The sequence below is a fragment of the Sporomusa sphaeroides DSM 2875 genome, from assembly GCF_001941975.2.
GTDB lineage: Bacteria > Bacillota > Negativicutes > Sporomusales > Sporomusaceae > Sporomusa > Sporomusa sphaeroides.
This window is the reverse complement of the sequence record NZ_CP146991.1, coordinates 3,216,459-3,242,761: the sequence shown is the minus strand read 5'-3', so window position 1 is coordinate 3,242,761 and position 26,303 is coordinate 3,216,459. Positions and strand designations below refer to the sequence as shown.

General features: G+C 52.3%; 22 protein-coding genes and 2 pseudogenes. All 24 read left to right on the top strand.

The window, feature by feature from the left end; all coding sequences use genetic code 11:
- Positions 1-91: 91 nt before the first annotated feature.
- The 24 genes and pseudogenes from SPSPH_RS15170 to SPSPH_RS23560 all read left to right on the top strand — a co-directional run bounded on the left by SPSPH_RS15170 (position 92) and on the right by SPSPH_RS23560 (position 26,299).
- A complete protein-coding gene (locus tag SPSPH_RS15170) occupies positions 92-436 on the top strand; it encodes a phage holin family protein (RefSeq protein WP_075757392.1) in 345 nt (114 codons plus the stop codon).
- Between the two features lie 67 nt (positions 437-503).
- Positions 504-1,301 (top strand): Cof-type HAD-IIB family hydrolase, encoded by a 798-nt coding sequence (locus SPSPH_RS15165; protein WP_075757393.1) that lies wholly within the window; start codon positions 504-506, stop codon positions 1,299-1,301.
- Positions 1,302-1,425: 124 nt separating this feature from the next.
- Positions 1,426-1,851 (top strand): response regulator, encoded by a 426-nt coding sequence (locus tag SPSPH_RS15160; RefSeq protein ID WP_075757394.1) that lies wholly within the window; start codon positions 1,426-1,428, stop codon positions 1,849-1,851.
- A 14-nt stretch (positions 1,852-1,865) separates the two neighbouring features.
- Entirely contained in the window at positions 1,866-3,554 is a 1,689-nt protein-coding gene (locus SPSPH_RS15155) for a putative bifunctional diguanylate cyclase/phosphodiesterase (RefSeq protein ID WP_075757395.1), read from the top strand.
- A gap of 115 nt (positions 3,555-3,669) precedes the next feature.
- Positions 3,670-4,545, top strand: a complete 876-nt coding sequence (gene rapZ, locus SPSPH_RS15150; RefSeq protein WP_075757585.1) for an RNase adapter RapZ — start codon at positions 3,670-3,672, stop codon at positions 4,543-4,545.
- 165 nt (positions 4,546-4,710) lie between these two features.
- Positions 4,711-6,066, top strand: a complete 1,356-nt coding sequence (locus SPSPH_RS15145) for a gluconeogenesis factor YvcK family protein (RefSeq protein WP_075757396.1) — start codon at positions 4,711-4,713, stop codon at positions 6,064-6,066.
- Positions 6,067-6,083: 17 nt separating this feature from the next.
- Positions 6,084-7,049 carry a DNA-binding protein WhiA gene (whiA, locus tag SPSPH_RS15140; RefSeq protein ID WP_075757397.1) on the top strand — a complete coding sequence of 322 codons (966 nt, stop codon included), beginning with the start codon at positions 6,084-6,086 and terminating at the stop codon, positions 7,047-7,049.
- Positions 7,046-7,798 (top strand): polysaccharide deacetylase family protein, encoded by a 753-nt coding sequence (locus SPSPH_RS15135; protein ID WP_075757398.1) that lies wholly within the window; start codon positions 7,046-7,048, stop codon positions 7,796-7,798. The genes whiA and SPSPH_RS15135 overlap by 4 nt, the downstream gene beginning before the upstream one ends.
- 94 nt (positions 7,799-7,892) lie before the next feature.
- On the top strand, positions 7,893-8,984 hold the full coding sequence (locus SPSPH_RS15130) for a copper amine oxidase (RefSeq protein ID WP_083945687.1): 1,092 nt from the start codon (positions 7,893-7,895) through the stop codon (positions 8,982-8,984).
- A 97-nt stretch (positions 8,985-9,081) separates the two neighbouring features.
- Entirely contained in the window at positions 9,082-9,222 is a 141-nt protein-coding gene (gene scfA / locus SPSPH_RS15125; RefSeq protein ID WP_075757400.1) for a six-cysteine ranthipeptide SCIFF, read from the top strand.
- A gap of 194 nt (positions 9,223-9,416) precedes the next feature.
- Positions 9,417-10,772, top strand: coding sequence for a thioether cross-link-forming SCIFF peptide maturase (gene scfB, locus SPSPH_RS15120; protein ID WP_075757401.1), 1,356 nt, complete (start codon positions 9,417-9,419; stop codon positions 10,770-10,772).
- 61 nt (positions 10,773-10,833) lie between these two features.
- The gene (gene hypF / locus SPSPH_RS15115) at positions 10,834-13,098 is read left to right on the top strand and encodes a carbamoyltransferase HypF (RefSeq protein ID WP_075757402.1); all 2,265 of its coding nucleotides are present in this window, start codon (positions 10,834-10,836) and stop codon (positions 13,096-13,098) included.
- Between the two features lie 2 nt (positions 13,099-13,100).
- Complete coding sequence (locus SPSPH_RS15110; RefSeq protein WP_075757403.1) at positions 13,101-13,328, top strand: HypC/HybG/HupF family hydrogenase formation chaperone; 228 nt, start codon at positions 13,101-13,103, stop codon at positions 13,326-13,328.
- Positions 13,312-14,409: a hydrogenase formation protein HypD gene (hypD, locus tag SPSPH_RS15105; protein WP_075757404.1), complete on the top strand. Its 1,098-nt coding sequence runs from the start codon at positions 13,312-13,314 to the stop codon at positions 14,407-14,409. Before SPSPH_RS15110 ends, hypD begins: the two co-directional genes overlap by 17 nt.
- Positions 14,402-15,418 carry a hydrogenase expression/formation protein HypE gene (hypE, locus tag SPSPH_RS15100; RefSeq protein WP_075757405.1) on the top strand — a complete coding sequence of 339 codons (1,017 nt, stop codon included), beginning with the start codon at positions 14,402-14,404 and terminating at the stop codon, positions 15,416-15,418. The genes hypD and hypE overlap by 8 nt, the downstream gene beginning before the upstream one ends.
- A gap of 71 nt (positions 15,419-15,489) precedes the next feature.
- Positions 15,490-16,899 carry an RNA polymerase factor sigma-54 gene (rpoN, locus tag SPSPH_RS15095; RefSeq protein WP_075757406.1) on the top strand — a complete coding sequence of 470 codons (1,410 nt, stop codon included), beginning with the start codon at positions 15,490-15,492 and terminating at the stop codon, positions 16,897-16,899.
- A gap of 165 nt (positions 16,900-17,064) precedes the next feature.
- The gene (locus tag SPSPH_RS15090; protein ID WP_075757407.1) at positions 17,065-17,634 is read left to right on the top strand and encodes a glycerol-3-phosphate responsive antiterminator; all 570 of its coding nucleotides are present in this window, start codon (positions 17,065-17,067) and stop codon (positions 17,632-17,634) included.
- A 336-nt stretch (positions 17,635-17,970) separates the two neighbouring features.
- A pseudogene (locus SPSPH_RS15085) lies at positions 17,971-18,699 on the top strand (MIP/aquaporin family protein); the annotation flags it as partial.
- A 57-nt stretch (positions 18,700-18,756) separates the two neighbouring features.
- Complete coding sequence (glpK, locus tag SPSPH_RS15080; RefSeq protein WP_075757409.1) at positions 18,757-20,253, top strand: glycerol kinase GlpK; 1,497 nt, start codon at positions 18,757-18,759, stop codon at positions 20,251-20,253.
- Positions 20,254-20,396: 143 nt separating this feature from the next.
- Positions 20,397-22,007 carry an anaerobic glycerol-3-phosphate dehydrogenase subunit GlpA gene (glpA, locus tag SPSPH_RS15075; RefSeq protein WP_075757410.1) on the top strand — a complete coding sequence of 537 codons (1,611 nt, stop codon included), beginning with the start codon at positions 20,397-20,399 and terminating at the stop codon, positions 22,005-22,007.
- Complete coding sequence (glpB, locus tag SPSPH_RS15070; RefSeq protein ID WP_075757411.1) at positions 21,994-23,238, top strand: anaerobic glycerol-3-phosphate dehydrogenase subunit GlpB; 1,245 nt, start codon at positions 21,994-21,996, stop codon at positions 23,236-23,238. The genes glpA and glpB overlap by 14 nt, the downstream gene beginning before the upstream one ends.
- Positions 23,239-23,250: 12 nt before the next feature.
- Positions 23,251-24,447, top strand: a complete 1,197-nt coding sequence (locus SPSPH_RS15065) for an anaerobic glycerol-3-phosphate dehydrogenase subunit C (RefSeq protein WP_075757412.1) — start codon at positions 23,251-23,253, stop codon at positions 24,445-24,447.
- A gap of 31 nt (positions 24,448-24,478) precedes the next feature.
- A pseudogene (locus SPSPH_RS23565) lies at positions 24,479-25,312 on the top strand (methyl-accepting chemotaxis protein); the annotation flags it as partial.
- 42 nt (positions 25,313-25,354) lie between these two features.
- The gene (locus SPSPH_RS23560) at positions 25,355-26,299 is read left to right on the top strand and encodes a phosphate/phosphite/phosphonate ABC transporter substrate-binding protein (protein ID WP_422397037.1); all 945 of its coding nucleotides are present in this window, start codon (positions 25,355-25,357) and stop codon (positions 26,297-26,299) included.
- Positions 26,300-26,303: the final 4 nt, after the last annotated feature.

Genomic DNA, 26,303 nt, shown 5'->3' with positions numbered 1-26,303 from the left:
GGTAATAACCATATTGCCGAATTTTTGTCTCTTGGGATATAATAAATAGTGTCGGTTGATTTTGCCAGACCTTGGTGGAAGGAGTAGTACGGTGAGTGGTTTTTTGCTGCGGATTATTATTAATGCGGTAATTCTATTTATGGTAGTGGTTGAACTACCGGGTATTTTTGTGGATACTTTAGGCGGGACTTTGTTGGGTGCGACTATCGTCGGGGTGGCTAATGCCGCCATCAGGCCGCTCTTGTCAATTGCCGATTTGCCGCTTTCATTCATGAATCTGGGCGGTATTACTGTTGTGACCAATGTGTTTACTCCGTTCATGGTGGTCAAAGCATTGCCGGGGTTTCAAATCACTGGTATGGTAGCATCGCTGGCGGGGATTTTGCTAATAACCCTATGCAGTGTCACGCTGTCAAAAGTAATACATGACAGGTAGATAATTGGCAGGAATTTTGCGTGCAGCGAGATTCCTGTTTTTCATTATGGAGAAAAAGGAGAGTAACATGGCAATAAAATTAGTAGCATTGGATTTGGATGATACCTTATTAAACAGTAAACTGGCCGTCTCGCCGCGGGCGTGTGAGGTCATTCGCCAAGCCGTGGCGCAGGGGGTAACGGTGACGATAGCCACCGGGCGGATGTACCGTTCGGCCTTACCGTATGCCCGGCAACTGGGGTTGGATGTGCCGATTATTACCTATAACGGGGCGCTGATTAAGTCCTGTTTGTCAGGAGAGGTATTACTGGATCAACCCATTGAGCGGAAGCTGTCGCAGCAGGTGCTGGCCCTGTGCAAAGAACGGGGCTGGTATATTCAAAATTATGTCCGGGATGAACTGTATGTGGAAAAAATCAACCAATACGCTGAGCAGTATTCGCGCCTGGCGGCGGTACCGGTCACCGCTGTGGGGGACAGGCTGTATGACGGGGAAGAATCTTCCAATAAAATGCTGATTATGTCCACGCCGGAAGGCATTCTTGAGATATATGACATATGTAAGGCTCTGTTTGGCAATCAGCTCAGTATCGCAATATCCAAGCCAACCTATCTGGAGATAACTGACCCGTTGGCCAATAAAGGCAGAGCGCTGGCTTTTTTAGCCGATACGCTGGGAATAACAAAAGAGGAAACAATGGCTGTCGGCGATAGCGGCAATGATGTCGACATGCTCAAGTACGCCGGTTGGAGTGTGGCGATGGGCAACGCCAGTGCGGCCGTGAAAGCCATTGCCCGTTTGGAAACGCTGGCCAATGATGCCGATGGCGTGGCGGAAGCTATTGAAAAATATGTGCTGGCATAACGGTATGCATGCCTGTTGCGTCCGGCAAGCTAGCAAATTAATTATGTAACTTGCTGTCACAGGCAGGAAAATCCGGCCAATGGTAAGAACTACCTATGGTAACTGGTAGTCAGGGGGGCGCAGTATGCGGGATAAGAGCATGAACATTCTGCTCATCGAAGACGATGAAGTCGATATAATGAATGTTGAGCGGGCTTTTAAACGAATTAACCTTACGAATCCTCTCTATATTGCCCGTGATGGTGTTGAGGCATTAGCCATGCTGCGTGGTCAGAATGGCAAAGCCATTGTGCCCTGGCCCAGATTAATTTTGCTTGATATCAATATGCCCCGGATGAACGGTATCGAATTTTTACACGAAATCAGACAAGACCCTGCCTTAAAAATGATAACAGTGATTGTTCTGACAACCTCGAATGAAGAACGGGATGTTGTTGCTGCTTACCAGTTCAACGTTGCCGGCTATATTATTAAGCCGGTTTCATTTGAAGAATTTGTTAAAACCTTGGGAGCGCTTGACCATTATTGGACGTTAAGCGAGATGCCGTAAGGAGTTGTTTGGCTATGGCGGAAGAACTGAGAATACTGTTAATCGATGATGATGAAGTTGACCGGATGATGGTTAAGCGAGCACTCAGGGCTGCTCATGCCCAGATTATTATTCACGAGGCTGTTACCGGCAGCCAGGGGCTTAATGAGGCGCAAACAGGCAGATATGACTGTGTTTTTCTTGATCAATGCCTGCCAGGGGACAGCGGCCTGGCTGTACTGTCAGCCATTCGGGCCGCCGGGGTCAAAACACCGGTCATTATCCTGACAGGTCAGGGCGATGAACAGCTGGCTGTTGATGTAATGAAAGCCGGTGCTACCGATTATATGGTAAAAAACAAGCTTTCGGCCGACAGCCTGTCCCAGTGCCTGCGGGCAGCCATCAGGCTGGGACGGGCGGAGGCTATGATTGAATATCTGTCCTATTATGATGCTGCCACCGGGCTGCCTAACCGTCTCCTCTTAATTGACCGCTTAGTGATGGCTTTAGCAGGTATTGAGCGCAGCGGCGGCATGCTGGCGTTGTTGTTTGTCGGTGTTGACCGTTTTAAATTGGTAAACGATACCCTCGGACATGGTCTGGGTGACAAACTCATCCATCTTGTTGCCAACAGGCTGAATGCCTGCGTAGGCAAACAAGCCGTGGTTTCCAGGGTAGGCGGTGACGTGTTCGGGATTTTGCTGCCGGAACTGGCTGATTCCCAGGTGGCGGCCAGTATTGCCGAGGACCTGATCGAGGGCATCAGACAGCCGGTTGACTTGAACGGCTATGTCTGGCATACCTCTGCCAGTATCGGTATTGCCGTATGCCCTGACGACGGGCAGAATGTGGATGTGCTGCTAAAAAATGCCGAGTCGTCCATGTACCGGGCAAAAGAACAGGGTGGCGACGCGTACCAGTTTTATACTAAAAGTATGAATGAACGGGTTCTTGAGCGGATGCTGCTGGAAAATAGCTTGCGTCAGGCGATCGATAATAATGAACTGGTGATTCATTATCAGCCGCTCATTGATGGCACAACCGGACGTACCGTCGGCGTGGAGGCCCTGGTACGCTGGCTGCATCCTGAGCGTGGCCTGATACAGCCGATGGAGTTTATTCCCCTGGCGGAGGAAACCGGACTGATTGTACCCATTGGCGAATGGGTGCTCCGTACGGCGTGTGCGCAGAATAAAGCCTGGCAGGATGCCGGTTATCCGCCGGTGGTGATGGCTGTTAATTTATCCGGACGCCAGTTCCGTCAGCCGGATTTCACCGGCAGGATCAGCAAGGTACTGGCTGCTACCGGCTTGGCGCCGGAGTATCTGGAACTGGAAATTACCGAGAGCATTGCGCTGGAAGATGTGGAATATACCATTGCGATTCTCAAAGAATTAGGTGCTATGGGTATCGGAATTGCCATTGATGATTTCGGCACAGGGTATTCTTCCTTAAGTTATCTGAAACGCTTTCCGATAACAACCCTGAAGATCGACCGGATTTTTGTTCAGGATGCTGCCAAAAGCCAGCAGGATGCCGCCATTATATCGGCCATTATTTTACTGGCGCACAATCTGAATCTTAAAGTTGTTGCCGAAGGGGTGGAAACCCCCGAACAGCGGCTATTGCTGCGGGAACGGCATTGTAATATGATGCAGGGCTTTTTATTCAGCCGGCCGCTGCCGGCAGAGCAGGTGGCAAGTCTGTTTGATTTTTGCTGGTGAACTTGCAGTTCCCATTAATAAAAATAATGGGAACTGTATTTTGCTTTTTTGCCAATACTACCCTATAATTAAAGTAACAATCGCCTAGAAGGAAAAATTGAGGTGTATGTGTATGCTGGATAACTTTCGCCTGGTAATTATCACCGGTATGTCCGGTGCCGGTAAATCACAGGTGATGCGGGCTATGGAAGACCTGGGTTATTTTTGCGTGGATAACCTCCCGCCGATGTTAATTCCCAAATTCGCCGAATTATGTGCCCAATCAGGCGGTAAGGTCTCCAAGATCGCGCTGGTGGTTGATATTCGCGGCGGCGAATTTTTTGACACACTGGTTCAGGTGCTGGAAGATATGGAAAAGCAAGGCTTTCTTTATGAGATAGTATTTTTGGAAGCAGCGGATGCCACCATTATCCGCCGCTACAAGGAAACCCGCCGCCGTCACCCCATGGCACCTCATGGCCGCATCAGCGAAGGCATCTGCCGCGAACGGGACCGGCTGGAACAAATCCGGGGACGGGCCAATCACATCATTGATACTTCCGGTCTGTCAACCGCTGAATTGCGTGGTAAGATCACGACACTGTTTACCGAAGAGCGTGAACATGAGCGCATGACGGTTACGGTAGTGTCATTTGGTTTCAAATACGGTATTCCGCTGGATGGCGATATGGTATTGGATGTCCGTTTCCTGCCTAATCCCTTTTATGTGGAATCACTGCGGCGCAAAAGCGGACAAGAGGCTTTGGTCGGGGAATATATCTGGAAATGGCCGGTTACCCAGCAGTTTATGGAAAAGCTGTCAGGTCTTATTGATTTTCTTATTCCGCATTATGTTAAAGAAGGCAAGAGCCAGCTGGTTATTGCTATCGGCTGTACCGGCGGTTTGCATCGTTCTGTTTTTGTCGCCGAAAAAATGTTTGAATATCTCAAAGGCAAGGGCTTTAAGGTTAACGTCGAACATCGGGATATTAAACACAATATTATTGAATAGCAGGGAACATAGTATAAGTTCAGAACAGGTCGGAAATATCCGGTTGGGAGTGCCATGAGGCGCAAGACCGTCGCCTGTGAGACTGCGATACGCTGCTGGCAGACAGTATGCGTTGGCAACAGCAGCGGCAGCTAGGTGTTTAATCACCTGTTCGGGGGTGAAAAAGTGCATTTTTTAAAGTGGTTGTATCCTGGTATGAAGTTCAAGCGTTGGCTGCTCCTGTTTTCGGCAGGTGTTATCTTTGTCAGCATTGGCTTGGCCATTGTTTTTAACTATAAATATATCGGAGTGGTGGAAGAAGCCATCTTCCGCCTGTTTTATCTGACAACAGGCAGCTATTACTATGCTGTCACTACCATTGCCGGCAGCGCGATTGTTGTCCTGGGGCTGGCAACCATGCTGGCGGCAACCCGGCAGATTATTAAGTCTGTCATTAGTGTGCTGGTGCCGGAAGGCTCTGACAAGCTGGTTGAGATTATTTTTGAAAAACGCAAACTCAACCGGGGACCGGCAATTGCCGTAATTGGCGGCGGTACCGGCCTGTCGGTGCTGCTGCGCGGCATCAAGAGCATTACCAGTAATTTGACTGCCATTGTAACGGTGGCCGACGACGGCGGTTCGTCCGGACGCTTGCGGGAAGACCTGGGGATTATTCCTCCCGGTGATTTGCGCAATTGCCTGGTAGCGCTGGCCGATACCGAGCCGCTGATGGAAAAATTATTTCAACACCGGTTTGGCGGCCATGGTGAATTGGCCGGTCATAGCTTCGGCAACCTGTTTATTGCCGCTATGGCCGAGATTGTCGGTGATGTTGAGCTGGCGCTCAAGGAATCCAGCAAAGTACTGGCCGTACGGGGGCAGGTACTGCCTTCCTCTACCGAAAGGGTGCTGCTGGCAGCTGAAATGACAGACGGAACGCTGGTGGAGGGCGAATCGAAAATTTCGCTGGCAGGCAAAACAATTAAACAGGTATTTATCAAACCCGCTGATGTCGCGCCGGTAAAAGGGGCGGTAGAGGCCATTCATGAGGCTGATGCCTGCATTTTAGGGCCGGGAAGCCTGTATACCAGCATCATTCCCAATCTACTGGTCCAAGGCATCGCAGAAGCTTTACGGGAGAGCGATGCCGTTAAAATTTATATTTGCAACGTAATGACCCAGCCGGGGGAAACTGACGGCTATACCGCCTGTGACCACATTAAGGCCATCATCGACCATGCCGGTCCCGGCTGTATTGATATTGCCGTCATCAATGTGCAGGAAGTGGCACCCGAACTGCGTGAACTCTATGCAGAGCAGGGAGCGCAGCCGGTGGTGCCTGATGTGGAAGCCATTGAGGCCCTGGGGATTAAGGTGGTCAAAGCCAACCTTATCAGTGAGACTAATTTAGTACGGCATGATCCGGGGAGATTGTCGCGCACCATTATGTCAATGGTGTATGATTTGAAAATTAATTCAGACCGGATGCGGCTCCTGGATTACTACATCATGTCGGAAAGTATAAAAAAACTAAAAGATTAACCAAAGGACTGACGCATTTGTCTTTTTCAGCAGATGTAAAAAATGAGTTGGCCCGCATAGCCGAAGAAAATAGCTGTTGCTGTGGCGCCGAACTGGCGGCATTAATCCGGATGGGGGGCGCGATGGCTATTGGCGGCAATGCCAACTTAGGAATTAATTTCAGCAGTGAGAATGCCGCTGTTACCCGCAAGGTACTCAGCCTGATCAAACAATATGCCAATATTAAAACCGAAGTGATGGTTACCCGGGGACGACGGCTTAAAAAGAATAATACCTACCATGTGCGGGTGGTGCCGTCACCGGGAGTGAATAAGCTGTTGGCATCACTGGGAATTATGCGCGGCGATGCCCTGAACGTTCACTCTGACGGCGCTATTTTGCGCAAAACCTGCTGTCGCCGGGCGTATCTGCGGGGAGCGTTCCTGGGGGCCGGTTCTGTTAACCGTCCGGAAGGCTCTTATCATCTGGAGCTGGTGACAGGCAACGCCGAACTGGCCAAGTCACTGGTCAGGATTATGAAATCGCTGGGCCTGCCTGGCCGGATTACCGACCGCAAGGATGATTATATTGTGTATTTGAAGGACGGTAACGCGATTACCGCTTTTCTCCAAATCATTGGTGCCCACAGTGCCCTCCTGCAATTTGAAAATGTGCGGGTAGTTAAAGATATGCGCAATCAGGTTAACCGCCTGGTTAACTGCGAGACAGCCAATCTGCAAAAAACGGTAAATGCCGCTGTGCGGCAGATTGAGAGCATTCACCTTATTGAACAGTTCATGGGGCTTGACAAGCTGCCGGCACCGCTTAAAGAAGTGGCTGAAGTCCGGCTGGCTTATCCGGAAGCCACCCTGACCGAGCTGGCAGCCATTATGGAGAAACGGGTTGGCAAATCGGGCATTAATCATCGTCTGCGCAAGCTGGGAGAGATTGCCCAGGCCCTGGCCGCCAATCGTTCATCTCAGCCTGAGTTGGGGAGCAAATGATCAGAATTCTGCAAAGTGCTGCTGCCGTTATTTTACTGATAAGCGTTTGGCTGCTGGCACCTGGCACCGGTGTTCCTATTTTGGCCTATCATCAGGTTAGCAGTGCAGCTGAAATATATAGTATTGATCCGGCAGATTTTGAACAACAAATGCAGTATTTGGCCAGCCACGGCTATACGGCTGTCTCGTTGTCCGAACTTTTTGCCGCCAGGGAAGGGACCGGCCGGCTGCCGGAGAAACCGGTTATTATTACTTTTGACGACGGCTATGCCGATAATTATCTGACCGCATTGCCCATCATGGAAAAGTACCGGATGAAAAGCACGGTATTCATCATTACCGGCCAGGTGGGACAGCCGGCATATCTAACCTGGGAACAGATCCGGGATATGCAGGCCAGAACCACAGAAATTGCCTCCCATACTCACAGTCATGTGGCGTTAAATCAAATCGACCAGGCTGTGGTGGCGGAGGAGCTTAGACGTTCCAAACAACTATTGGAAGAGCATTTGCCGCAGCCGGTGGAATTTCTGGCCTATCCTTTTGGCCAGTATAATCGGCAAACCATGGCTGCCGTGCAGCAAGCCGGTTATCGCGGCGCTTGTACCGGGCTGCCCGGTCTGGGCACAACAGCCGGCGATGCTTATCAACTTAAACGGGTTAATGTGCCGCGACCCAAGTACGGTTTATGGGAGTTTCGCCTTAGACTGCTCCGGGCCCAGCTATATGCCAAGCTTTCCCGGCAGTGACAGGCAATTGGTAAAGTATCCTAACGGTTGAAGGCCGGACCATAGTCTGTTATAATTTTTGTTAGGTGGCCAAGCATTGTTAGGAGGTATGTATTTGTTAAAATGGTTACGCCAGGCAAGTGTGGCAGTTGCTGTCACGATTGCTGTATGCGTTATTTCTTCTCCCCAGCTGGTGCTGGCCAAATCCGGTGTTCTGTCTCCCGCTGATTTGGAAAGGCCGTCCGAGCTGCCTGCCGCTGTGACAGAGCAAAGCGGCAAGCTGCTGTTGTCAGACAGCCCTGAGATGGTACCTGATGACGGTATTATGTATCAGGATACGGTAAGTGGAGATATCCGGCTATTTTTCCATCATGTTAATGCAACTATGGAACCGAAGAAAATTGTGGTGCTGCTGGTTAACGACACCACTGAGGCTGCCGATGTGATTGTCAGCAGGCATGGGCTTGGCGGTCCGGATGTGGATTATCTGGCAGTAGGTAAAATTGCGCAAATGGAGTATCTGAATCAAGAGGAAGTCGAACTGATACATGTGCCGGCAAATGGCACGGCCCATCTGGTATCAGTCTTAAGAGATACTGTTGTTTTACCCAATGAGCTGGTTAACGGCATCTACGATTTTAGAACCAAAATTCCGCTTAAAGTTGTTGTCATGATGCTGCCTGTCGAGGCGGAAGCGGCTGAATTTGCCGCCACTGCGGCGGTATTGCCTGCCGATAGTCAGCGGCTGCGGGGAACCTTTCACGGCAGTGACCGCCTGATTGTTCCCAGTAAGGTGTATAATGCCAAGAAAGACGGCATTATTGCGATTACCCTGGCTGATCATAAGCGGGATATGTATGTGTCCGGTATTGATGCTACTGATGGTTCGGAGACGCTTAACTACGGGAATTATGGTGTTGTGTACAAAGTATTTCTGCCGACAGCTTTTGAACAAAAATATGCTGTCTACTTAAATCCCCGGGGTGGGGAATATGCCGGTGGGATAAAAGTAAAATATCGCCACCAACACGAAAATACCATCGGCACTCCGGCAGACAAATTATTTTTTGGCACTAAAACGGTAACCGATGCGGCTCACCTTGGCAACTATGAGGGCGGCCAGTCGCTGTGGCTGACCTTTTCACCACCAGGTGCTTCTAACCTGCCGGTAAAAATTATTTTGGCTCCGGCCGGTAAAACGGAATAACCCGCACATTTCCCCTGTTTCTGCTTTTCCTATTGATTCCTGGCGGCAAAAAAGCTAAAATAATAGAGTAGCAGTTTAGTAAGGAGGGAAATTGAATATGAAAAAACATGTTGTGACAATTAATAAAGCATCACTTGCCCAAACTGTACATACCGGCGGCTGCGGGGAATGTCAGGCTTCCTGCCAGTCGGCCTGCAAGACTTCCTGTACTGTTGGCAATCAGGTCTGTCAGAAGTAGGCCGTGGGACAAGCCCCTTGCACAACAAGGGGCTTAATTTTTTGGGCGACGGCTTACAAACGCCCATTTGCTTAGCTGCTCCTTAAAACGCTTGCTTGCGTATGCACCCATGTACGCGGCGCTGCGCGTTTTCCGGGGGCCTTGCATGTGGACATTTCTAAGCCGCCGCCAATTTAGAAAGGATTAACTATTTCATGCAAGTTCATAAGTTTCAGTTAAACGGATTATATATTGTACTGGATATCAATAGCGGCGCCGTACATGTTGTGGACAAGATGACCTTTGATATCATGGATTTTTTTACCGGCGCCAATGATGAGGAAGTTATTGCCGCACTTAAAACTGCCTATGCTGTCGAAAATTTGCGTGAGGCGCTGGAAGAGCTTAAAGAACTTGTCAGTGCCGGGCAGCTGTTAGCCCCTGAACTGACTGTGCCGCTTACCTTCAGTGAGAAGCCGCTGGTTAAGTCGCTTTGCCTGCATGTGGCGCATGATTGTAACCTGCGCTGCGGCTATTGCTTTGCCGGGACAGGTGATTTCGGCCACAGCCGTGGTCTGATGCCTAAAGAAATTGGCGAGCGGGCCGTTGATTTTATTATTGAAAATAGTGGGCAGCGCCGCAATTGTGAATTGGACTTTTTTGGCGGCGAACCGCTCTTAAATATGGATACCGTGCGTCATGTTGTCAGCTATGTGAGAAAACGCGAAGGCGAGACAGGCAAGGTGTTTAAACTGACACTGACCACCAATGCCGTACTGCTCACAGATGACATCATTAATTATCTGAATGACAATAACATCAGCCTGGTGCTTAGCCTGGACGGACGGCAGGAGGTTCATGACCGCATGCGTCCTGCCGCTAACGGCAAAGGCAGCTATGAGAAGGCTGCCCGGTTGTCCAAACAGGTAGTGGATGCGCGCGAGGGCCAGAATTATTATCTGCGTGGCACCTTTACGGCCTATAACCTTGATTTTGCCGCCGATGTGCTGGCAATGGCCGATGCGGGCTTTGCCCAATTATCGGTGGAGCCGGTAGTGGCTAAAGATGCGGACTATGCTTTGACTGAAGCTCACCTGCCGGAACTGTTTCAACAATATGAAATTCTGGCAGAAGAGTATCTGGCCCGCAAGCTGGCCGGCAAAGGCTTTGAGTTTTTTCACTTTAATCTTGATTTAAGCAACGGCCCCTGTGTTGCCAAACGCCTGAGCGGCTGTGGCGCCGGACATGAGTATTTTGCCGTAACGCCGGAAGGGGATTTGTATCCCTGCCATCAGTTTGTCGGCCGTGACGAATACAAATTAGGCAGCATTTATGAAGGCGTGACCAACACCGCCATGCCGGTGCAATTCCGTCAGGCGCATGTGCTGAATAAGCCGGCCTGCCGCGAATGCTGGGCCAGATTCTACTGCAGCGGCGGTTGCCATGCCAATGCTGATTTGTTCCATAATGACCTGCATCAGCCCTATGAGCTGGGCTGTGAACTCCAGAAAAAGCGTCTGGAATGTGCCATTATGATCCAGGCCAAGCTGGCGATCGCAGGCCAGGAGTAAGCTGGTCCCAGCGGCATGACCAACCGATTAAGCTAAAACGGGAGCAGTAAGGAGTCTGTTTATGACTAACACAGCTGTTCATATCCATATAACCGGTATCGTCCAGGGGGTGGGTTTCCGCCCCTTTGTCTATAATCTGGCCGAGCAGTATGGGGTACGCGGCTGGGTGTCAAATAATGCCAACGGTGTGGAACTGGAGCTGGAAGGAAGCCAGACGGCCATTGACGGCTTTATCGCGGCCCTGAAGCACCAGGCTCCGCCGCTGGCCGTCATTGATGCCATTACGGTGGCCTGCCGTGAACCCTGCGGCTATGCCGGCTTCAGCATCAGGCCCAGTGTTGACGGCCAGTGCAAGACAGCGCTGGTTTCGCCCGATGTGGCCACCTGCCCTAACTGTGTCAGGGAACTTTTGCAGCCGGACGACAGGCGTTACCGTTATCCTTTTATCAACTGCACCGACTGCGGTCCCCGTTTTACCATCATTGAGGATATTCCCTACGACCGGCAGGCTACCACCATGCGCCGGTTTACCATGTGTCCGGCCTGCCAGGCGGAATATGACAATCCCGCCAACCGCCGTTTTCATGCCCAGCCTAACGCCTGTCCGGTATGCGGCCCGGCTTACCGGCTGCTTGATAATGCCGGGCGGCCGCTCAGCGACGGGGATATATTTGCCAGGGCCGCAAAACTCATAGCAGGGGGTTCCATTCTGGCGGTAAAAGGGATTGGCGGTTATCATCTGGCGGTTAACGCCAGGGACGAGGCGGCGGTGGCCCGGCTGAGAGCGCGCAAAGTCCGCGAAGATAAGCCGTTTGCCTTGATGGCCGGCAGTCTGGCAGCCGCCAAAGCGCATTGCCTGGTGTCTGCTGCCGAAGAACAACTGCTGACCAGTGCGGCAAGACCGGTGGTGCTTCTGGCGAAAAGGGACAACTGCCGGCTGGCTGGCAGTATTGCCCCCGGCAATCCTTATATCGGCATGATGCTGCCCTATACCCCGGCGCATTACCTGCTGCTGGGCCAGGACGATATCTGGGTTATGACCAGCGGCAACAGCAGTGATGAGCCTATTGCCTATCAGGATGATGACGCATTGGCGCGTCTTAATACCATTGCCGATTATTTTTTGGTTCATGACCGGGATATTTATTGCCGGGCTGATGATTCGGTAGTCAGAGTGGTGGAGGAGCAGCCTTATTTTATCCGGCGCAGCCGGGGGTATGTACCGGCGCCTGTCAACCTGGCGCGTGAGCTGCCGCCGGTGCTGGCTGTGGGCGGTGAACTGAAAAACACTTTTTGCCTGACAAGAGGCAAGCAGGCTTTCTTAAGCGCCCATACCGGCGATTTGGAAAATCTGCCTACCTATCAGTCCTATGTGGAAGCCATTGAGCATTATCAGCGGCTGCTTAGTGTTACGCCGCAGGTGGTTGCCTGTGACCTGCATCCCGGGTATCTGTCAACAAAATATGCGGCGGCGCTTGACTTGCCGATAGTTGCGGTGCAGCATCACCATGCCCATATTGCCGCCGTTATGGCCGAACATCATTTGCAAGGTCCGGTTATCGGCATTGCTTTTGACGGTACCGGCTATGGCCCGGACGGCACCTTGTGGGGCGGCGAATTTCTGGTAGCTGACCTAAAAGAATACCGCCGGGCAGGACATCTGGCGACACTGCCGCTGCCGGGCGGGGCTAAAGCCATTCGCGAGCCCTGGCGGCCGGCTCTCTGGTGGCTGCAGGAACTGTATGGCCAGGACTTTGTTAACCGGAATATACCGCTGGCACAGGCGCTGCCGCCTGGCTGGGAATTGGTGCTGGCGGCTGCGGCAAAGGGCATTAATACTCCGCTGGCCTCAGGTGCCGGCCGGTGGTTCGACACTGCCGCCGCGCTGCTGGGTATTCGCCGCACCATTAATTATGAAGGCCAGGCCGCTGTTGAGCTTGAACTGGCGGCTCAGGGCCATAACGGCAGGGTGCTGCCATATGCTGTCAGTGAAACCGGGGGAAGCTGGGTACTGGACTACAGGCCGCTATTTGGCGCCCTGTGCCGGGAAATCCAGGCAGGCACAGCCAGCGCGCAGCTTGCCGCCGACTTTCATACAACGCTGGCGGCAGCTACTTGTGAGGTTGCACGACATATCAGCCGGGCCGCCGGCATCCGGGAGATCGTCTTAAGCGGCGGGGTTTTCCAGAATATTACCTTATTACAACAAATTATCGGAATGCTCGCGCAAAACAGGCTGACAATATATCTTCACCGGCAGGTACCGACCAATGACGGCGGTCTGGCGCTCGGCCAGGCCGTCATTGCCGGGGAAAGGAGCAGATAATTATGTGTTTGGCCGTTCCTGCCCAAATAACAGAACGCAGCGAATATATGGCCACCGTTACGGTCAGCGGCGTAACCCGTCAGATTAGTCTGATGCTGCTGCCGGAGGCTGCGGTGGGCGACTATGTGTTAATCCATGCCGGTTTTGCCATTCAGGCCATTGATGAGGCAGAAGCAAGGCGTACTTTGGAATTATTTAAGGAGCTGGAACAATATGCGGTTGACAGCTGAGGAAACAGCCCGCGCCGCGGCCTTTTTTACGGAAGGCATAGCCAGGCGGGTCAGCCGGCCGGTGCGCCTGATGGAAGTATGCGGCACCCATACGGTGGCCATTTTCCGCAGCGGTATCCGGCAGTTGCTGCCGGCGTCTGTGGAGCTGGTCAGCGGGCCGGGCTGCCCGGTATGTGTCACGCCCAATGAGTATCTGGATACCGCGATAGCTTATAGCCGGCGGCCGGACACCATTATTACCACCTTTGGCGATATGCTCAAGGTGCCGGGTTCCGACTCCACGCTGATGGCGGAAAAAGCGCGGGGAGCCGATATCCGCATTGTTTACTCGCCATTGGAAAGCCTGCCGGTTGCCCGGGATAATCCGGGGAAAAAGGTGATTTTTCTGGCGGTTGGTTTCGAGACAACCGCTCCCACCGCGGCGGCTACCGTGCTGCAGGCTGAGCAGCAGGGCCTGGACAACTTTTTGGTACTGTCGGCGCATAAGCTGGTGCCGCCTGCCTTGCAGACCATCCTGTCGGCACCGGACGGCAAGGTAGATGGCTTTTTGCTGCCAGGGCATGCGGCAGCTATCAGCGGCCTGGAACCTTACCGGTTTGTCGCGGAAACCTATCAGGTGCCTGCTGTCGTTACCGGTTTTGAAGCTCTCGATATCCTGCAGGCCATCTATATCTTAATCGAACAGCTTGCTGGCGGCAAAGCCGAGTTGGCCAATCAATACCGGCGGGTGGTAAAGCCGGAAGGTAATCCGTCAGCCAGGAAGATTCTTGAACAGGTATACCAACCTGCAGCCGCCAATTGGCGCGGGTTTGGCGGCATTGACGGCTCAGGCCTTGCCTTACGGCCGGAGTACCGGCATTTTGACGCGCAAACCAGACTGCCGTTAGACAATGTGGTAACCCGTGAACCGGCCGGCTGTCGCTGCGGTGAAGTGCTGCGCGGCCTGATTGTGCCGGATGCCTGCCCGCATTTTGGCCGGAGCTGCACGCCGGAGCAGCCGGTGGGAGCCTGTATGGTGTCGGTGGAAGGAGCCTGCGCCGCCTGGTATAAATACGGCCAAGGACGGTGGACCTATGCATAAAAAACAGGAACAGATTCTGCTGGGACATGGCAGCGGCGGCCGCCTCAGCCATGACTTGCTGAAAAATATTATTCTGCCGGCTTTCAGCAATCCGGCACTGGACGAACTGCATGACGGGGCCAGAGTCCTTGCCGGCGGTGCCAGCCTGGCGTTTGCCACCGACAGCTATGTGGTAAAACCGCGCTTTTTCCCCGGTGGCGATATCGGCAAATTGGCTGTTTGCGGTACTGTCAATGATTTGGCTATGTGCGGTGCCGTGCCGCTGTATCTGAGCGCCGGGTTCATTTTAGAAGAAGGGCTGCCTGCTGCTGAACTTGAGCGGATTGTAGCCTCCATGCGGCTGGCTTCCCGGGAAGCTGGTGTTCAGATTGTTACCGGTGATACGAAGGTTGTGGAAAAAGGAGCGGTGGACGGTATCTATATCAATACCGCCGGCATTGGCCTCCTGCAGCCTGGGGCAGATATTACCGCCAAACGGGTTAAGCCGGGTCAGGCAGTTATTGTCAGCGGTTATCTGGGGGATCATGCCATTGCTGTTATGAGTGAACGGCATGGACTGACACTGCCGGCAAAGATTGTCAGCGATTGCGCGCCGCTGAACAAGCTCATCCAGGCCATGCTTACCGAAGTGCCGGCGATTACTATGCTGCGGGACCCTACCCGGGGCGGGCTGGCGACAACGCTGAATGAGATTGCCGGCGACGCCGGTGTCGGGATAATTCTGGAGGAAAGCCTTTTGCCGGTGAGGCCGGAAGTACAGGCTGTCTGCGAAATATTGGGATTTGACCCTTTATACCTTGCCAATGAAGGAAAAGTGGTTGTTTTTGTCGAAAAAGAATATAGTGATAAAGTTCTGACAATCATGCGCCAGCATCCGCTAGCCGGTGAGGCCTGTATTATCGGCAGTGTGACCGAGCAGCCGGCCGGGCAGGTGGCACTTAAAACCACAGTAGGCGGATTGCGTCTCCTGGACATGTTGTCAGGTGAACAATTACCGCGAATTTGCTGACATAAATTAGTAAGAATTGTCATAGTATTATGATAGAAGGACAGGCATAGACCTGAGGGGGGGTTAACGCTGTGCAATTGGATTACGGGCTTAAACTGGAAACCACACAAAAGTTAATAATGACTCCCCAATTACGCCAGGCAATTGCGATTCTCCAGCTGCCGGCCACCGAGCTGGCGGCATTGGTGGAAAAGGAATTACTGGAAAATCCGGTACTTGAACCAACCGCAGACGGGAACGGGGAGGAACCTGCAATGGAAGCCGAAGCACCCGTCCGTGAGTACGACACCCAGCCGGAAGCCGATGGCTGGATGGAATATTTACTAAGCGGCAAGCAAACAACCGGCAGTACCCATTCAGGAGCCGCCGAACCGGCACCGCGGCGGGAAATCGCTGATACTGACGCCGTTTCGCTGCAGGATTATCTGGAAATGCAACTGCATTTTGCCGTGTTTGAGGCCTCGCACCTGATGATCGGCAAATATCTTATCGGCTGCATTGATGATAATGGTTATTTATGCGACACAACCGCCGAGGCTGCGCTTCGGCTAGGGGTGGAAGAAGCGGCGGTAATTGAGGTGCTGCAAATTATTCAAACCTTTGATCCCCTGGGCGTAGGCGCCCGCAGCCTGCAAGAATGCTTGCTCCTCCAACTGGAACACAAACAGTCGGAAGGCGACAGCGCGAAAATTGATTTGGCAATTGCCGTGATCAAAGACCATCTTGACCAGGTAGCCGCAGGCCGGTATAAGCAAATTGCCGACAAACAGCATTGTTCGATGCATGAGGTGCAGCAGGCTGTTGATATAATCCGTACCCTTGATCCCAAACCGGGGCAGGCCTTTGGCGGTGGCCAGGCAGCCTATATTATTCCTGATGTTACTGTCGAACGGGTGAACAATGGCTATAGCATCCATATTAATGATAATTATGTGCCGCAGATATCCATCAATCCCTATTACCGCGAAATTGCCCGGGATGCCGACAGCGATGCGCGAAAATATGTGGAAGGCCGGATTAATGCCGCCGTTTGGCTGATCAAAAGCATCGAACAGCGCCGGCGTACCTTATATAATGTGACAGAGGCCATCATTGGCCTGCAGAGTGAATTTTTTGATGCCGGCCCCAAATGCATCCGGCCGCTGACCATGAAAAAGGTAGCCGAGCAGATCGGGGTTCATGAATCAACGGTAAGCCGGGCTACAGCCAATAAATATATGGCCACGCCGCATGGGGTTTTCGGTATGCATAGTTTTTTCACCTCCGGCGTACAGGGAGCCGATGGGGAAGACGTATCGGCCAGCCGGGTGAAACAGGAGATCAAGGAACTGATTGCCGCCGAAGACCAGAGCCAGCCGTTAAGCGACCAGGCGTTGTGCGATACGCTTAACAGCAAGGGAATTATGCTTTCACGGCGGACTATTGCCAAGTACCGGGAAGAATTGGGAATTGCCGCCTCCAGCAAGCGCAAAAGGCATTAAGTACTGGAAAAGCTGTAAATTCACTGTTACCTTTTCAGGTTGACAGTGAATTTACTTTTAAAATTTTACATTAAATGGGAACTAAATATTGTAATGCCGAAAGGTATCTGTAAAGTAATGGCGAATAAAGAACAAAAAAACTATTATTGAGGCGGTGAATGCCTGATGGCAGCGTGCAGTATTGTAAAACTGCTATGCAACGGCTATGTCATACCCGCACCACGTAATTATGAGGATTTTAAGTATGCGCTGGAGCATTCCTCCAGTCCCAGTATCAGCCTGCTGTTTGGTGATATCAACATATTGCCGGAGCTGTTGGTGCAAGCCCGGGCCAAAAAGAAGCGCGCCCTGGTGCACCTGGATCTACTGGGCGGTGTTGGCAAGGATAAAGCAGGTATTGTATTTTTAGCCCGCATGGGTGTGGCAGCTGTTATTACAACTAAACCGCAACTGGGAAAACTGGCCCGTGAATCCGGGATGCTGGTTATTCATCGCTTATTTTTAATGGATTCGGAAGCCATTAAAACCGGCGTAAATTTGCTTAAAGGCTATAAACCGGATGCACTGGAACTGCTGCCTGCTTCTGTTCCGGCGAACGTGGTGGCAGAATTGGCCGCTTTGACCGGGTTGCCGATTTTGGGCGGCGGACTAATGCATACGGCGGAAGATATTAAGCAGGCCATTAACAGCGGTCTAAGTGCCGTGAGTGCCAGCAAGCGCGAATTATGGGGATGACTCAGGCAGGGAGTCTGCCTCTTCCCGGCAGCGCCGCAGCTGCAGCCGTAGTCATAATTCGTGAAGTAAATAAGCTGGAAGATGAGTGAAAATAATAACTTTTCAAACTCTTCGAAATAAGCAGGAATTATAAAAAGGGAGTAGAATATATATACTCATAAGAATATGGGACAGAGATAAAGAAAAGTCCGAATTTCCATCTGGACAGCATTGGCTGTTCTGGTGTTAATTTTGACTTTATTTTTTTGTCCCTGTAAGGAGGCGGTCAGACGGCAGACAGGATCAGCAGCTATTGTCAGGAAGTCTAATGCGTTATAGAAGAAGAGGAGGGTCTTATTTATGACAAATTTGTTTGGTGAATTTTTTGGCACAATGGTTCTGTGTATTTTTGGTTGCGGCGTTGTCGCTAACTGCCTTTTATCAAAATCCAAAGCCGAGGGTGCCGGTTGGCTGACTATTGTAACAGGCTGGGCCATGGCCGTTATGCTTGGCGTATTCAGCGCCATCGCTACCGGCGCGCCCCAGGCCGATCTTAACCCGGCAGTTACTTTTGCTAAAATGTTCTTAGGCGTATATGAGCCTGGTCATGCGGTTGTTACCATGCTGGCTGAAATTGCCGGCGGTATTGCGGGTGCCACGATTGTTTGGCTGGCCTTCCTGCCACACTGGGAAGCTACGGAAGATAAAGGCTTAAAATTGGCGGTATTCAGTACAGCTCCTGCAATCCGTAATACCTTTTCCAATCTCTTATGCGAAATTATCGCCACTGCGATGTTAGTTATCGGAATATTTGCTATCTTCTCCAAGCCTGTTGGCGGTCTGGCTCCTGGTTTTGGCCCTTATCTGGTAGGTATGCTGGTATGGGCACTGGGTCTCAGCCTTGGCGGTCCTACCGGTTATGCGCTTAACCCTGCCCGTGACCTTGGTCCCCGTATTGCCCATGCTATTTTGCCGATTGCCGGTAAAGGCGGTTCTGACTGGGGGTATTCCTGGATTCCGGTGCTTGGCCCAATGATGGGTGCAGGGCTGGCCGTAATAGTGGCTAAAGCCGCCGGAATGCTGTAATTGGGATTTCACACAAGAAATCTCCAAATATAAATTAAAAATAAGGGAGTTGCTGTCATGTCTAAAAAATACGTACTTGCGCTTGACCAAGGAACAACCAGTTCGCGGGCTATCGTCTTCGATTCGGAATCCAATATTGTTGCAGTTGCCCAAAAAGAGTTTACTCAGATTTTTCCCAAACCAGGCTGGGTAGAGCACAATGCCGATGAAATCTGGGGTTCCCAAATTGGCGTTGTCGCTGAAGCTGTGGCCAAAGCCGGCATCAGTACCGCCGATATCGCGGCCATAGGGATTACCAACCAGCGTGAAACCACGGTGGTATGGGAGAAAGCAACAGGCAAACCGGTATATAATGCGATTGTCTGGCAGTCCCGCCAAACCATGGACATCTGCAATGACTTGAAGGCCAAAGGCCTGGAAGACACTTTCCGTAAAAAAACCGGTCTGGTAATTGACGCTTATTTTTCCGGCACCAAGGTAAAATGGATCCTGGATAATGTCGAAGGCGCCCGGGCTAAAGCGGAAAACGGCGAACTGCTTTTCGGCACGATTGATACCTGGCTGATCTGGAAACTGTCAGGCGGCAAGGTACATGTCACCGACTACTCCAATGCCTCCCGGACTTTAATGTATAATATCCGCGAGCTCAAATGGGATGAAGAACTGTTGGCCGCCCTGACTGTGCCGGCTTCCATGCTGCCGGAAGTGCATCCGTCAAGCGAAGTTTACGGTCATACCGACCCCGCGGCATTCTTTGGTGCTGCTGTGCCGATTGCCGGCGCCGCCGGTGACCAGCAGGCCGCCTTGTTCGGTCAAACCTGCTTCCAGCCCGGTATGGCGAAAAACACCTATGGAACCGGTTGCTTCATGCTGATGAACACCGGCGACAAGGTGTATGAGTCAAAGAACGGCCTGTTAACCACCATTGCCTGGGGAATTGAAGGCAAGGTTGAGTATGCTTTGGAAGGCAGTATTTTCGTTGCCGGTTCGGCAGTTCAATGGCTGCGCGACGGTCTCAAGCTGATTGATGCCGCTCCTGACTCCGAATACTTTGCCCAAAAAGTCAGCGATGCCGAAGGCGTGTATGTTGTTCCTGCCTTTGTCGGCCTGGGTGCTCCATATTGGAACATGACCGCCCGCGGCGCGATTCTCGGTCTGACCCGCGGCACTACCAAGGCCCATGTGGTTCGGGCTACCCTTGATTCCATGGCTTATCAGACCAAAGATGTGTTAAGCGCGATGGAAGCCGACTCCGATATCAAGCTGCAAGCCCTCAAAGTGGACGGCGGCGCGGTGGTAAACAATATCCTTATGCAGTTCCAGGCAGATATTCTGGGCGTTCCGGTTGACCGTCCGCAGGTTACCGAAACTACCGCTTTGGGTGCCGCCTATCTGGCCGGCTTGGCTGTTGGCGTATGGGGCAACAAGGAAGAGTTGATTAAGAACTGGAAACTTGACAATCGTTTCGAGCCGAAGATGGCAGGCGAGCAAAGTGCCAAACTCTATAAAGGCTGGCAAAAGGCAGTTAAGCGCTCGATGGATTGGGAAGAGTAAAGAATTCAGTTTTTAAAAACGCTATACAACGGACTTAGAGATGAAGAGAAGTCCTTCTTGCGCCGGATCGTTGGCCCAAGGGGACTTCTCTACCTTTTTTTGCCCTGACAAAAGGCAGAATTCTCGCAAAGGGGATATAAATTATGAGGCAAGCTACTGTAGTAGTCATCGGCGGCGGGGCAACCGGGGTTGGTATTCTCCGGGATTTGTCCATGCGCGGTGTAAAAACAATTTTAGTTGAACAAAAAGATTTGGCTTATGGCACAAGCTCGCGCTTTCACGGGCTGTTGCACAGCGGCGGCCGGTATGCGGTAAAAGATGCCGAATCGGCGCAGGAATGTATTGAAGAAAATATGATTTTGCGGAAAGTGGCCAGACACGCGGTGGAAGAAACTGAGGGTTTGTTTGTCAGGCTGCCGGAGGATGACGAAGCCTTTGAAGCCGCGTGGGTGACAGCCTGTGCGCAGGTGAATATTCCGGCCATCCCCATAACCCCGGCAGAAGCCAGACGCCTGGAACCGCAGCTTTCCGGCAGGGCGGTTGCCGCTTACCGGGTGCCGGATTCCGCCATAGACGGCTTCCGTCTGGTTTGGCAAAATGTTATATCAGCCCGTAAGTATGGGGGGGAAGCATTAACCTATACGGAAGTAACCGCTATTGAACATGTAAATAATCAGGTGGTGGGAGTTAAGGTCAGAAATACCCTTACAGGCCAGACCGGCTCAATTGCCTGTGATTATATTGTCAACGCCACTGGCTCCTGGGTGGGACAGGTAGCGCATCTGGCCGGAGTGGACGTTCATGTCAGTCCTGACAGAGGGGTGTTGATTGCCTTTAACCACCGGTTTACCAGCCGGATTGTCAACAGGCTGCGGCCGCCGTCTGACGGTGATATCTTTGTGCCGCACGGTTCAATTACTATTTTCGGCACAACTTCTTCGCCGGCAACCAGGCCTGACGACACCATCCCGCGGGCAGCCGAGGTGGCCACCCTGCTGAAAATCGGCCAGCCATTATTTGAAGATATTTATCATTACCGTATCCTCAGGACCTTTGCCGGAACCCGCCCGCTCTACAGCGCCGATCCGGCGGCCGGCAGGGCGGCCTCCCGCAATTTTACCATCATTGATCATGAACAGGACGGCCTCAAAGGCATGGCGACAATTGTCGGCGGTAAACTGACGACCTACCGGCTTATGGCCGAAAAGATGGCTGACAAGGTATGTGAACACCTTGGTGTCATGGCTGAGTGCCGGACTGCCGCCGAACCGATGATTGCCGATGCGGCAGCCGCCGATATCGAAGCGGCCAGACGGTTTTTCCCGGCCTATGGTGTTGACCGGGCGGCTTCCCGGCTTGGGCCCAAATTTCCCGAAGTCGTAAAAGCCATGGAAACCGACCCGGCTAAGCGGCAGCTCTTATGCGAGTGTGAAATGGTTACTCTGGCTGAAGTCGAGGCTATGGCGGCCGATGATACCAGCTACAGTCTGGAAGATGTACGGCGCAAAACGCGCATGGGTATGGGGACTTGTCAGGGAGCCTTTTGCGGTTTTCGCGGCGTAGGGGCAGCTGCAGCCAATGAGTTAATTACCGGCAAGGATGCCCCCCGGCTTATTGAGGATTTTTTGGAGGCCCGCTGGAATGGTATCCGGCCGGTGCTGTGGGGGAATCAGTTGCGGGAAGCCGAATTGATGCGGGGCATCTATGCGGCGGCATTAAATATAGATGGAGCGGTCGATCATGAGAACAAGTGATGTTATTGTAATCGGCGGCGGTCTTGCTGGCCTGACAGCAGCCATTACCGCAGCCGGACGAGGAAAAAAGGTTACGCTTATGACCGCCGGTGCCGGCACACTGGCTATTGGCGGCGGTACTATCGATATCCTGGGCTATTTGTCAGGCGGCACCCCGGTGGCCAATCCCCGTACAGGACTGGCAAGTTTGCCGCCGGAACATCCGTACACCAAGGCCGGTATGGAGACAATTACAGCGGCAGTGGACTTTTTTCTGACGCTTTGTCAGCAAGAAGGCTTTGCCTATCAGGGCAGCCTTAACGAGATGCAGTGGCTGCCGACAGCTATCGGCACCTTAAAACCCAGCTGTCTGGTGCCGCTGACTATGGATACGGCGGCTGTTCAGACTGCCAGCCAGGTAGTGGTGGCCGGATTTACCCGGTTGAAGGATTATTATCCTGAACTGGTGATCAAAGGCTTAAGCAAGCTGCCGGGGTATCAAAAACAGTATGAAAAGCTGGAAATTGATCCTGGCTTTCGCGGCGGGCGGGATGTGAGCACCGTGGATATTGCCAGATGGCTGGACACAATTCAGGGGCAGCAGGCTTGCCGGGAACAATTGTCAAAACAGCTAAAACCAGGCAGTGTTGTAATTATTCCGCCTGTTTTGGGGGTCCGGCCGGGTTACGCCGTTAAGGATACTTTGGAAAAAATGCTTAACTGCACTTTTGTGGAAACCGTCATTATGCCGACCTCTGTTACCGGTTTGCGGTTACGCGCCATGCTGCTCGAGCGGGCTAAAAAGCTGGGAGTCAGCATCATGGAACAGGCACATGCCATTGGGGTAAAGCAAGACGGTAACGGGGTTGCGGCTGTTGTCACCGGCAACATTGACCGTGAACGCACCTATCATACGAAGGCGGTTATTCTGGCTACCGGCGGCTTTTTTGGCGGCGGCCTTGTGGCAGAACATGACAGTGTGAGTGAAACCGTATGCAACCTGCCGGTAACTGCTCCGGCCGATAAGGAAGACTGGGGAACCCTCAGACTGTTTACCGGTACAGCCCAGCCTTTTGCCAAAATTGGTATTAACGTGGATGCCAGCCTGCGGCCGGTAGATGCACAGGGGCGGATACTGCTTGATAATGTCTATATTGCCGGTCGTAACCTGGCTGGCTACGATTATTGCCTGGAAAAGTCGGGCAATGGAGTAGCGCTGGTATCTGGTTATAAAGCCGGTATGTCTGTATAGGAGAGAATAACTATGAAAAAACATCATTACAATCCGGACAGTTGTACGTCCTGTACCGCTTGTGTGGTTCACTGCCCGGTCACTCAGGCTGTGCGGGAGTTCCGGGGCCCCAAGCTGGCAGGTCCGGCCGGTGAACGGTTCCGGTTATTGGACGAAGAGTATGAGGCTGCGCTGGAATATTGTTCTAATTGTAAAAACTGTGATATCAGCTGCCCCTCGCGGGTACCCATTTCCACCTTGAATATGAAGGCCAGAGCCAACTATTACAAGACCCATAAGCAGCCGCTGCGGGATTGGCTGTTGTCCCATGGCGAGCAAATGGCCAAAATGGCCGGCCTTACTCCCGGTCTTGCCAATATGGGCATGCATAATCTTCTGAGCAAGACGGTACTAAAGGGGATCGGGATATCTGACCAAATGCCGCTGCCGGCCTATGCAGCCGCATCCTTTACCAAACAGTTCCGGAAAATTAAACAAAAGCCGCAGGCCGATAAGGTGGTATTTTACCCGGGGTGTTTTGTGAACTATAATCAGCCGCAGGTCGGACTTGATGTTGTGGCCGTGCTGCAATTGAGCGGCTTCCAGGTAATTGTCCCGGAAGATACCGTATGCTGCGGTTCGCCGCTGGTGGTTAACGGGTATATGGAGGAAGCCGAGGCCAACGCCCGGAAGAATATGACGATCTTACAGCAGTATGCTAAGCAGGGGCTTCCGATTATAACGGCTTGTACCAGTTGTGGTTTGATGCTTAAGCAGGAATACCAGGAGCTGTTCGACATTGAGGATCAACAGCTTGTGGCCGGCCGTGTCTATGATATCTCGGAGTTTTTACTGGAGCTTTATGACCAGGGACGGCTTAATACCAATTTTGCCAAACAGGCAGGCCGCTATATGTATCATGCCCCCTGCCATCTCAGAGTGCAGGGCATTGGCACCCCCGGCCTGGAACTTATCCGTATGCTTCCCGGTATTGAGGTGGTGGCTGCCGATGCCGGCTGCTGCGGCATCTCCGGCAACTACGGCTTTAAAGCAGACAAATATGAGATAGCCATGAATATTGGCAGCAATCTGTTCGAGACCATTAAGGCCAGCGGTGTAACTACCGCGCTTTCCGACTGCGGCACCTGCCGCCTGCAGATTGCCCATGGTGCCGGGGTTAAGACAGCCCATCCCATTTCCCTCGTAAGGGCTGCCTACGAAAGGAAATAGTAGCACATACGTAAGAGGTGAAGGATGACGTATGGAAAAAAGACGAAGCTGGATGGCACAACTTGCAACAGGACTGTTCAAACAAGCAGCCTGCGCGCAGGAACCGGGAAAAGTAAAAACAGTCCCACTTGCTGCGGCGCATAAACCGGATGGCTCTGCCGATACCATTGACATGTTTGGCATTGCCGGCGATTTAGCGTTTATATCTCAGCAGGTAGTCTGGGAGATGCAGCAAAGTAAAACCGCGTTAACCCAATTGGGAGAACTGTCAAAAGCCGTAGCCAGAGAAACCGAAAATAATGCCAGCAGTACAGAGGAGACCGCTGCCGGCATCGAGGAAACCGCAGCCACTGCCGGCGTTGTGACCCATTCGTCGCGGGAAGTGCTTGAACAATGCAGGGCTTCCCTGGAGTTGACGGTAAAGAGCCAGGAAGAGTTTATTCATGTGACCAATACCATGACCGATGTAGCGCGGGTGGTTGAGGCGGCGGCGCGCTCGGTAGACGGCTTAAATGAAGCTTCCCGGCGAATTAGTGAGTTTACCGGCAAGATACAGCGGATTGCCAGTCAGACCAATCTGCTGGCATTAAATGCGGCCATTGAGGCCGCCAGGGCCGGGGAACACGGGCGGGGGTTTGCGGTTGTTGCCCAGGAGGTAAGAAACCTTGCCGGGGAAAGCGCGCAAATTACCCAGGAAGTGGATGCCGTTATCGGTGATATTACCAGAGAGACTGCCCAGGTAACGGCAAGCATGCTGGCAGGCCGGGACAGACTGGCAGGAATGGAAACCATGGCCCGCCAGTCCACCCAGGCCATGCAGGACATTGTTGAACATATTACCGGTATTGGCAGCACGGTGGAGCGGCTATGCCAATTATCTGAAAGCCAGACACTTACCACCGAACAAATGGCGTCAGCTATCGGGATTATTGGCACGGCGACGGTGGAAATTGCGGCAAATACCCAATCCATACAGGCCAGTGTCAACCTGCAGCAAGAAAATCTGGAACAGGTTTTTGCCCATGCCAAGGCCATTACCATCGTGGCCGACAAACTGCAATCGGTGGCTGTGAAGTCCAAGTCGGCCACAGATATTGTAGTTGGTGTAAATCCCTTTACCATTCCGCAAATCATCCGCGAAACCTATGTCCCCATCTTGCAGCATGTGGCCCAAAAGGTTGGCTTGTGTGCCCGGGTTATCATCGTCTCCGACTATGATGCGCTTGGCCGGGCCATGTTTGACGGAATTGTGGATGTAGGCTGGTTTTCGCCGTTTGCTTATGTTTCGGCGAAGCGGGCGGGCGAACTTATGCCGCTGGTTACGCCTGTTGTCAATCATAGCGCGTCCTACACCGGCCTTATCATTGGCGCAAAAGAAAAAGGCAATACGCTTGATGCCTTACAGGGTAAAAAGTTTGCCTTTGTGGACCGCCAATCGGCATCCGGCTATATCTATCCGCGGGCCCTGCTGGCGCAGCGCGGTAAAAATGCCGACACTTTCTTTGGGGAAACGGTATTTTTAGGCAGTCATAACCGGGTTATCGAGGCAGTGCTTGAGGGGATTGTTGACGGCGGCGCCACGTATTCTGAGGCGATAGAGACTGCCAGAAGCAAAGGGTATCCGGTGGAAAGGCTGGCAATTCTGGCTCAGACAGAAGCAATACCCAAAGATGCCATTGTCTGCAGGCCGGAAATACCTTCTGAGCTGTCAGAGCGGTTACGCCAAGCCTTCCTGGAGACTACCGATAAGGATAAACGCTGTGCGGTTTTGCTGGCAAAAGCCGGGATCAATGGTTTTACCATCGCCCGGGATCAGGCCTATGATGTGGTTAGAAAAGTTGCTCAGTACTAAATAA

Bases quoted from the DNA above. Each gene is read 5' to 3' on its own strand.
- SPSPH_RS15165 (WP_075757393.1), top strand. From the start codon at position 504: ATGGCAATAAAATTAGTAGCATTGGATTTGGATGATACCTTATTAAAC.
- SPSPH_RS15160 (WP_075757394.1), top strand. From the start codon at position 1,426: ATGCGGGATAAGAGCATGAACATTCTGCTCATCGAAGACGATGAAGTC.
- SPSPH_RS15155 (WP_075757395.1), top strand. From the start codon at position 1,866: ATGGCGGAAGAACTGAGAATACTGTTAATCGATGATGATGAAGTTGAC.
- SPSPH_RS15135 (WP_075757398.1), top strand. From the start codon at position 7,046: ATGATCAGAATTCTGCAAAGTGCTGCTGCCGTTATTTTACTGATAAGC.
- scfA (WP_075757400.1), top strand. From the start codon at position 9,082: ATGAAAAAACATGTTGTGACAATTAATAAAGCATCACTTGCCCAAACT.
- scfB (WP_075757401.1), top strand. From the start codon at position 9,417: ATGCAAGTTCATAAGTTTCAGTTAAACGGATTATATATTGTACTGGAT.
- hypF (WP_075757402.1), top strand. From the start codon at position 10,834: ATGACTAACACAGCTGTTCATATCCATATAACCGGTATCGTCCAGGGG.
- SPSPH_RS15110 (WP_075757403.1), top strand. From the start codon at position 13,101: ATGTGTTTGGCCGTTCCTGCCCAAATAACAGAACGCAGCGAATATATG.
- hypD (WP_075757404.1), top strand. From the start codon at position 13,312: ATGCGGTTGACAGCTGAGGAAACAGCCCGCGCCGCGGCCTTTTTTACG.
- hypE (WP_075757405.1), top strand. From the start codon at position 14,402: ATGCATAAAAAACAGGAACAGATTCTGCTGGGACATGGCAGCGGCGGC.
- SPSPH_RS15090 (WP_075757407.1), top strand. From the start codon at position 17,065: ATGGCAGCGTGCAGTATTGTAAAACTGCTATGCAACGGCTATGTCATA.
- glpK (WP_075757409.1), top strand. From the start codon at position 18,757: ATGTCTAAAAAATACGTACTTGCGCTTGACCAAGGAACAACCAGTTCG.
- glpA (WP_075757410.1), top strand. From the start codon at position 20,397: ATGAGGCAAGCTACTGTAGTAGTCATCGGCGGCGGGGCAACCGGGGTT.
- glpB (WP_075757411.1), top strand. From the start codon at position 21,994: ATGAGAACAAGTGATGTTATTGTAATCGGCGGCGGTCTTGCTGGCCTG.
- SPSPH_RS15065 (WP_075757412.1), top strand. From the start codon at position 23,251: ATGAAAAAACATCATTACAATCCGGACAGTTGTACGTCCTGTACCGCT.
- SPSPH_RS23560 (WP_422397037.1), top strand. From the start codon at position 25,355: ATGGCGTCAGCTATCGGGATTATTGGCACGGCGACGGTGGAAATTGCG.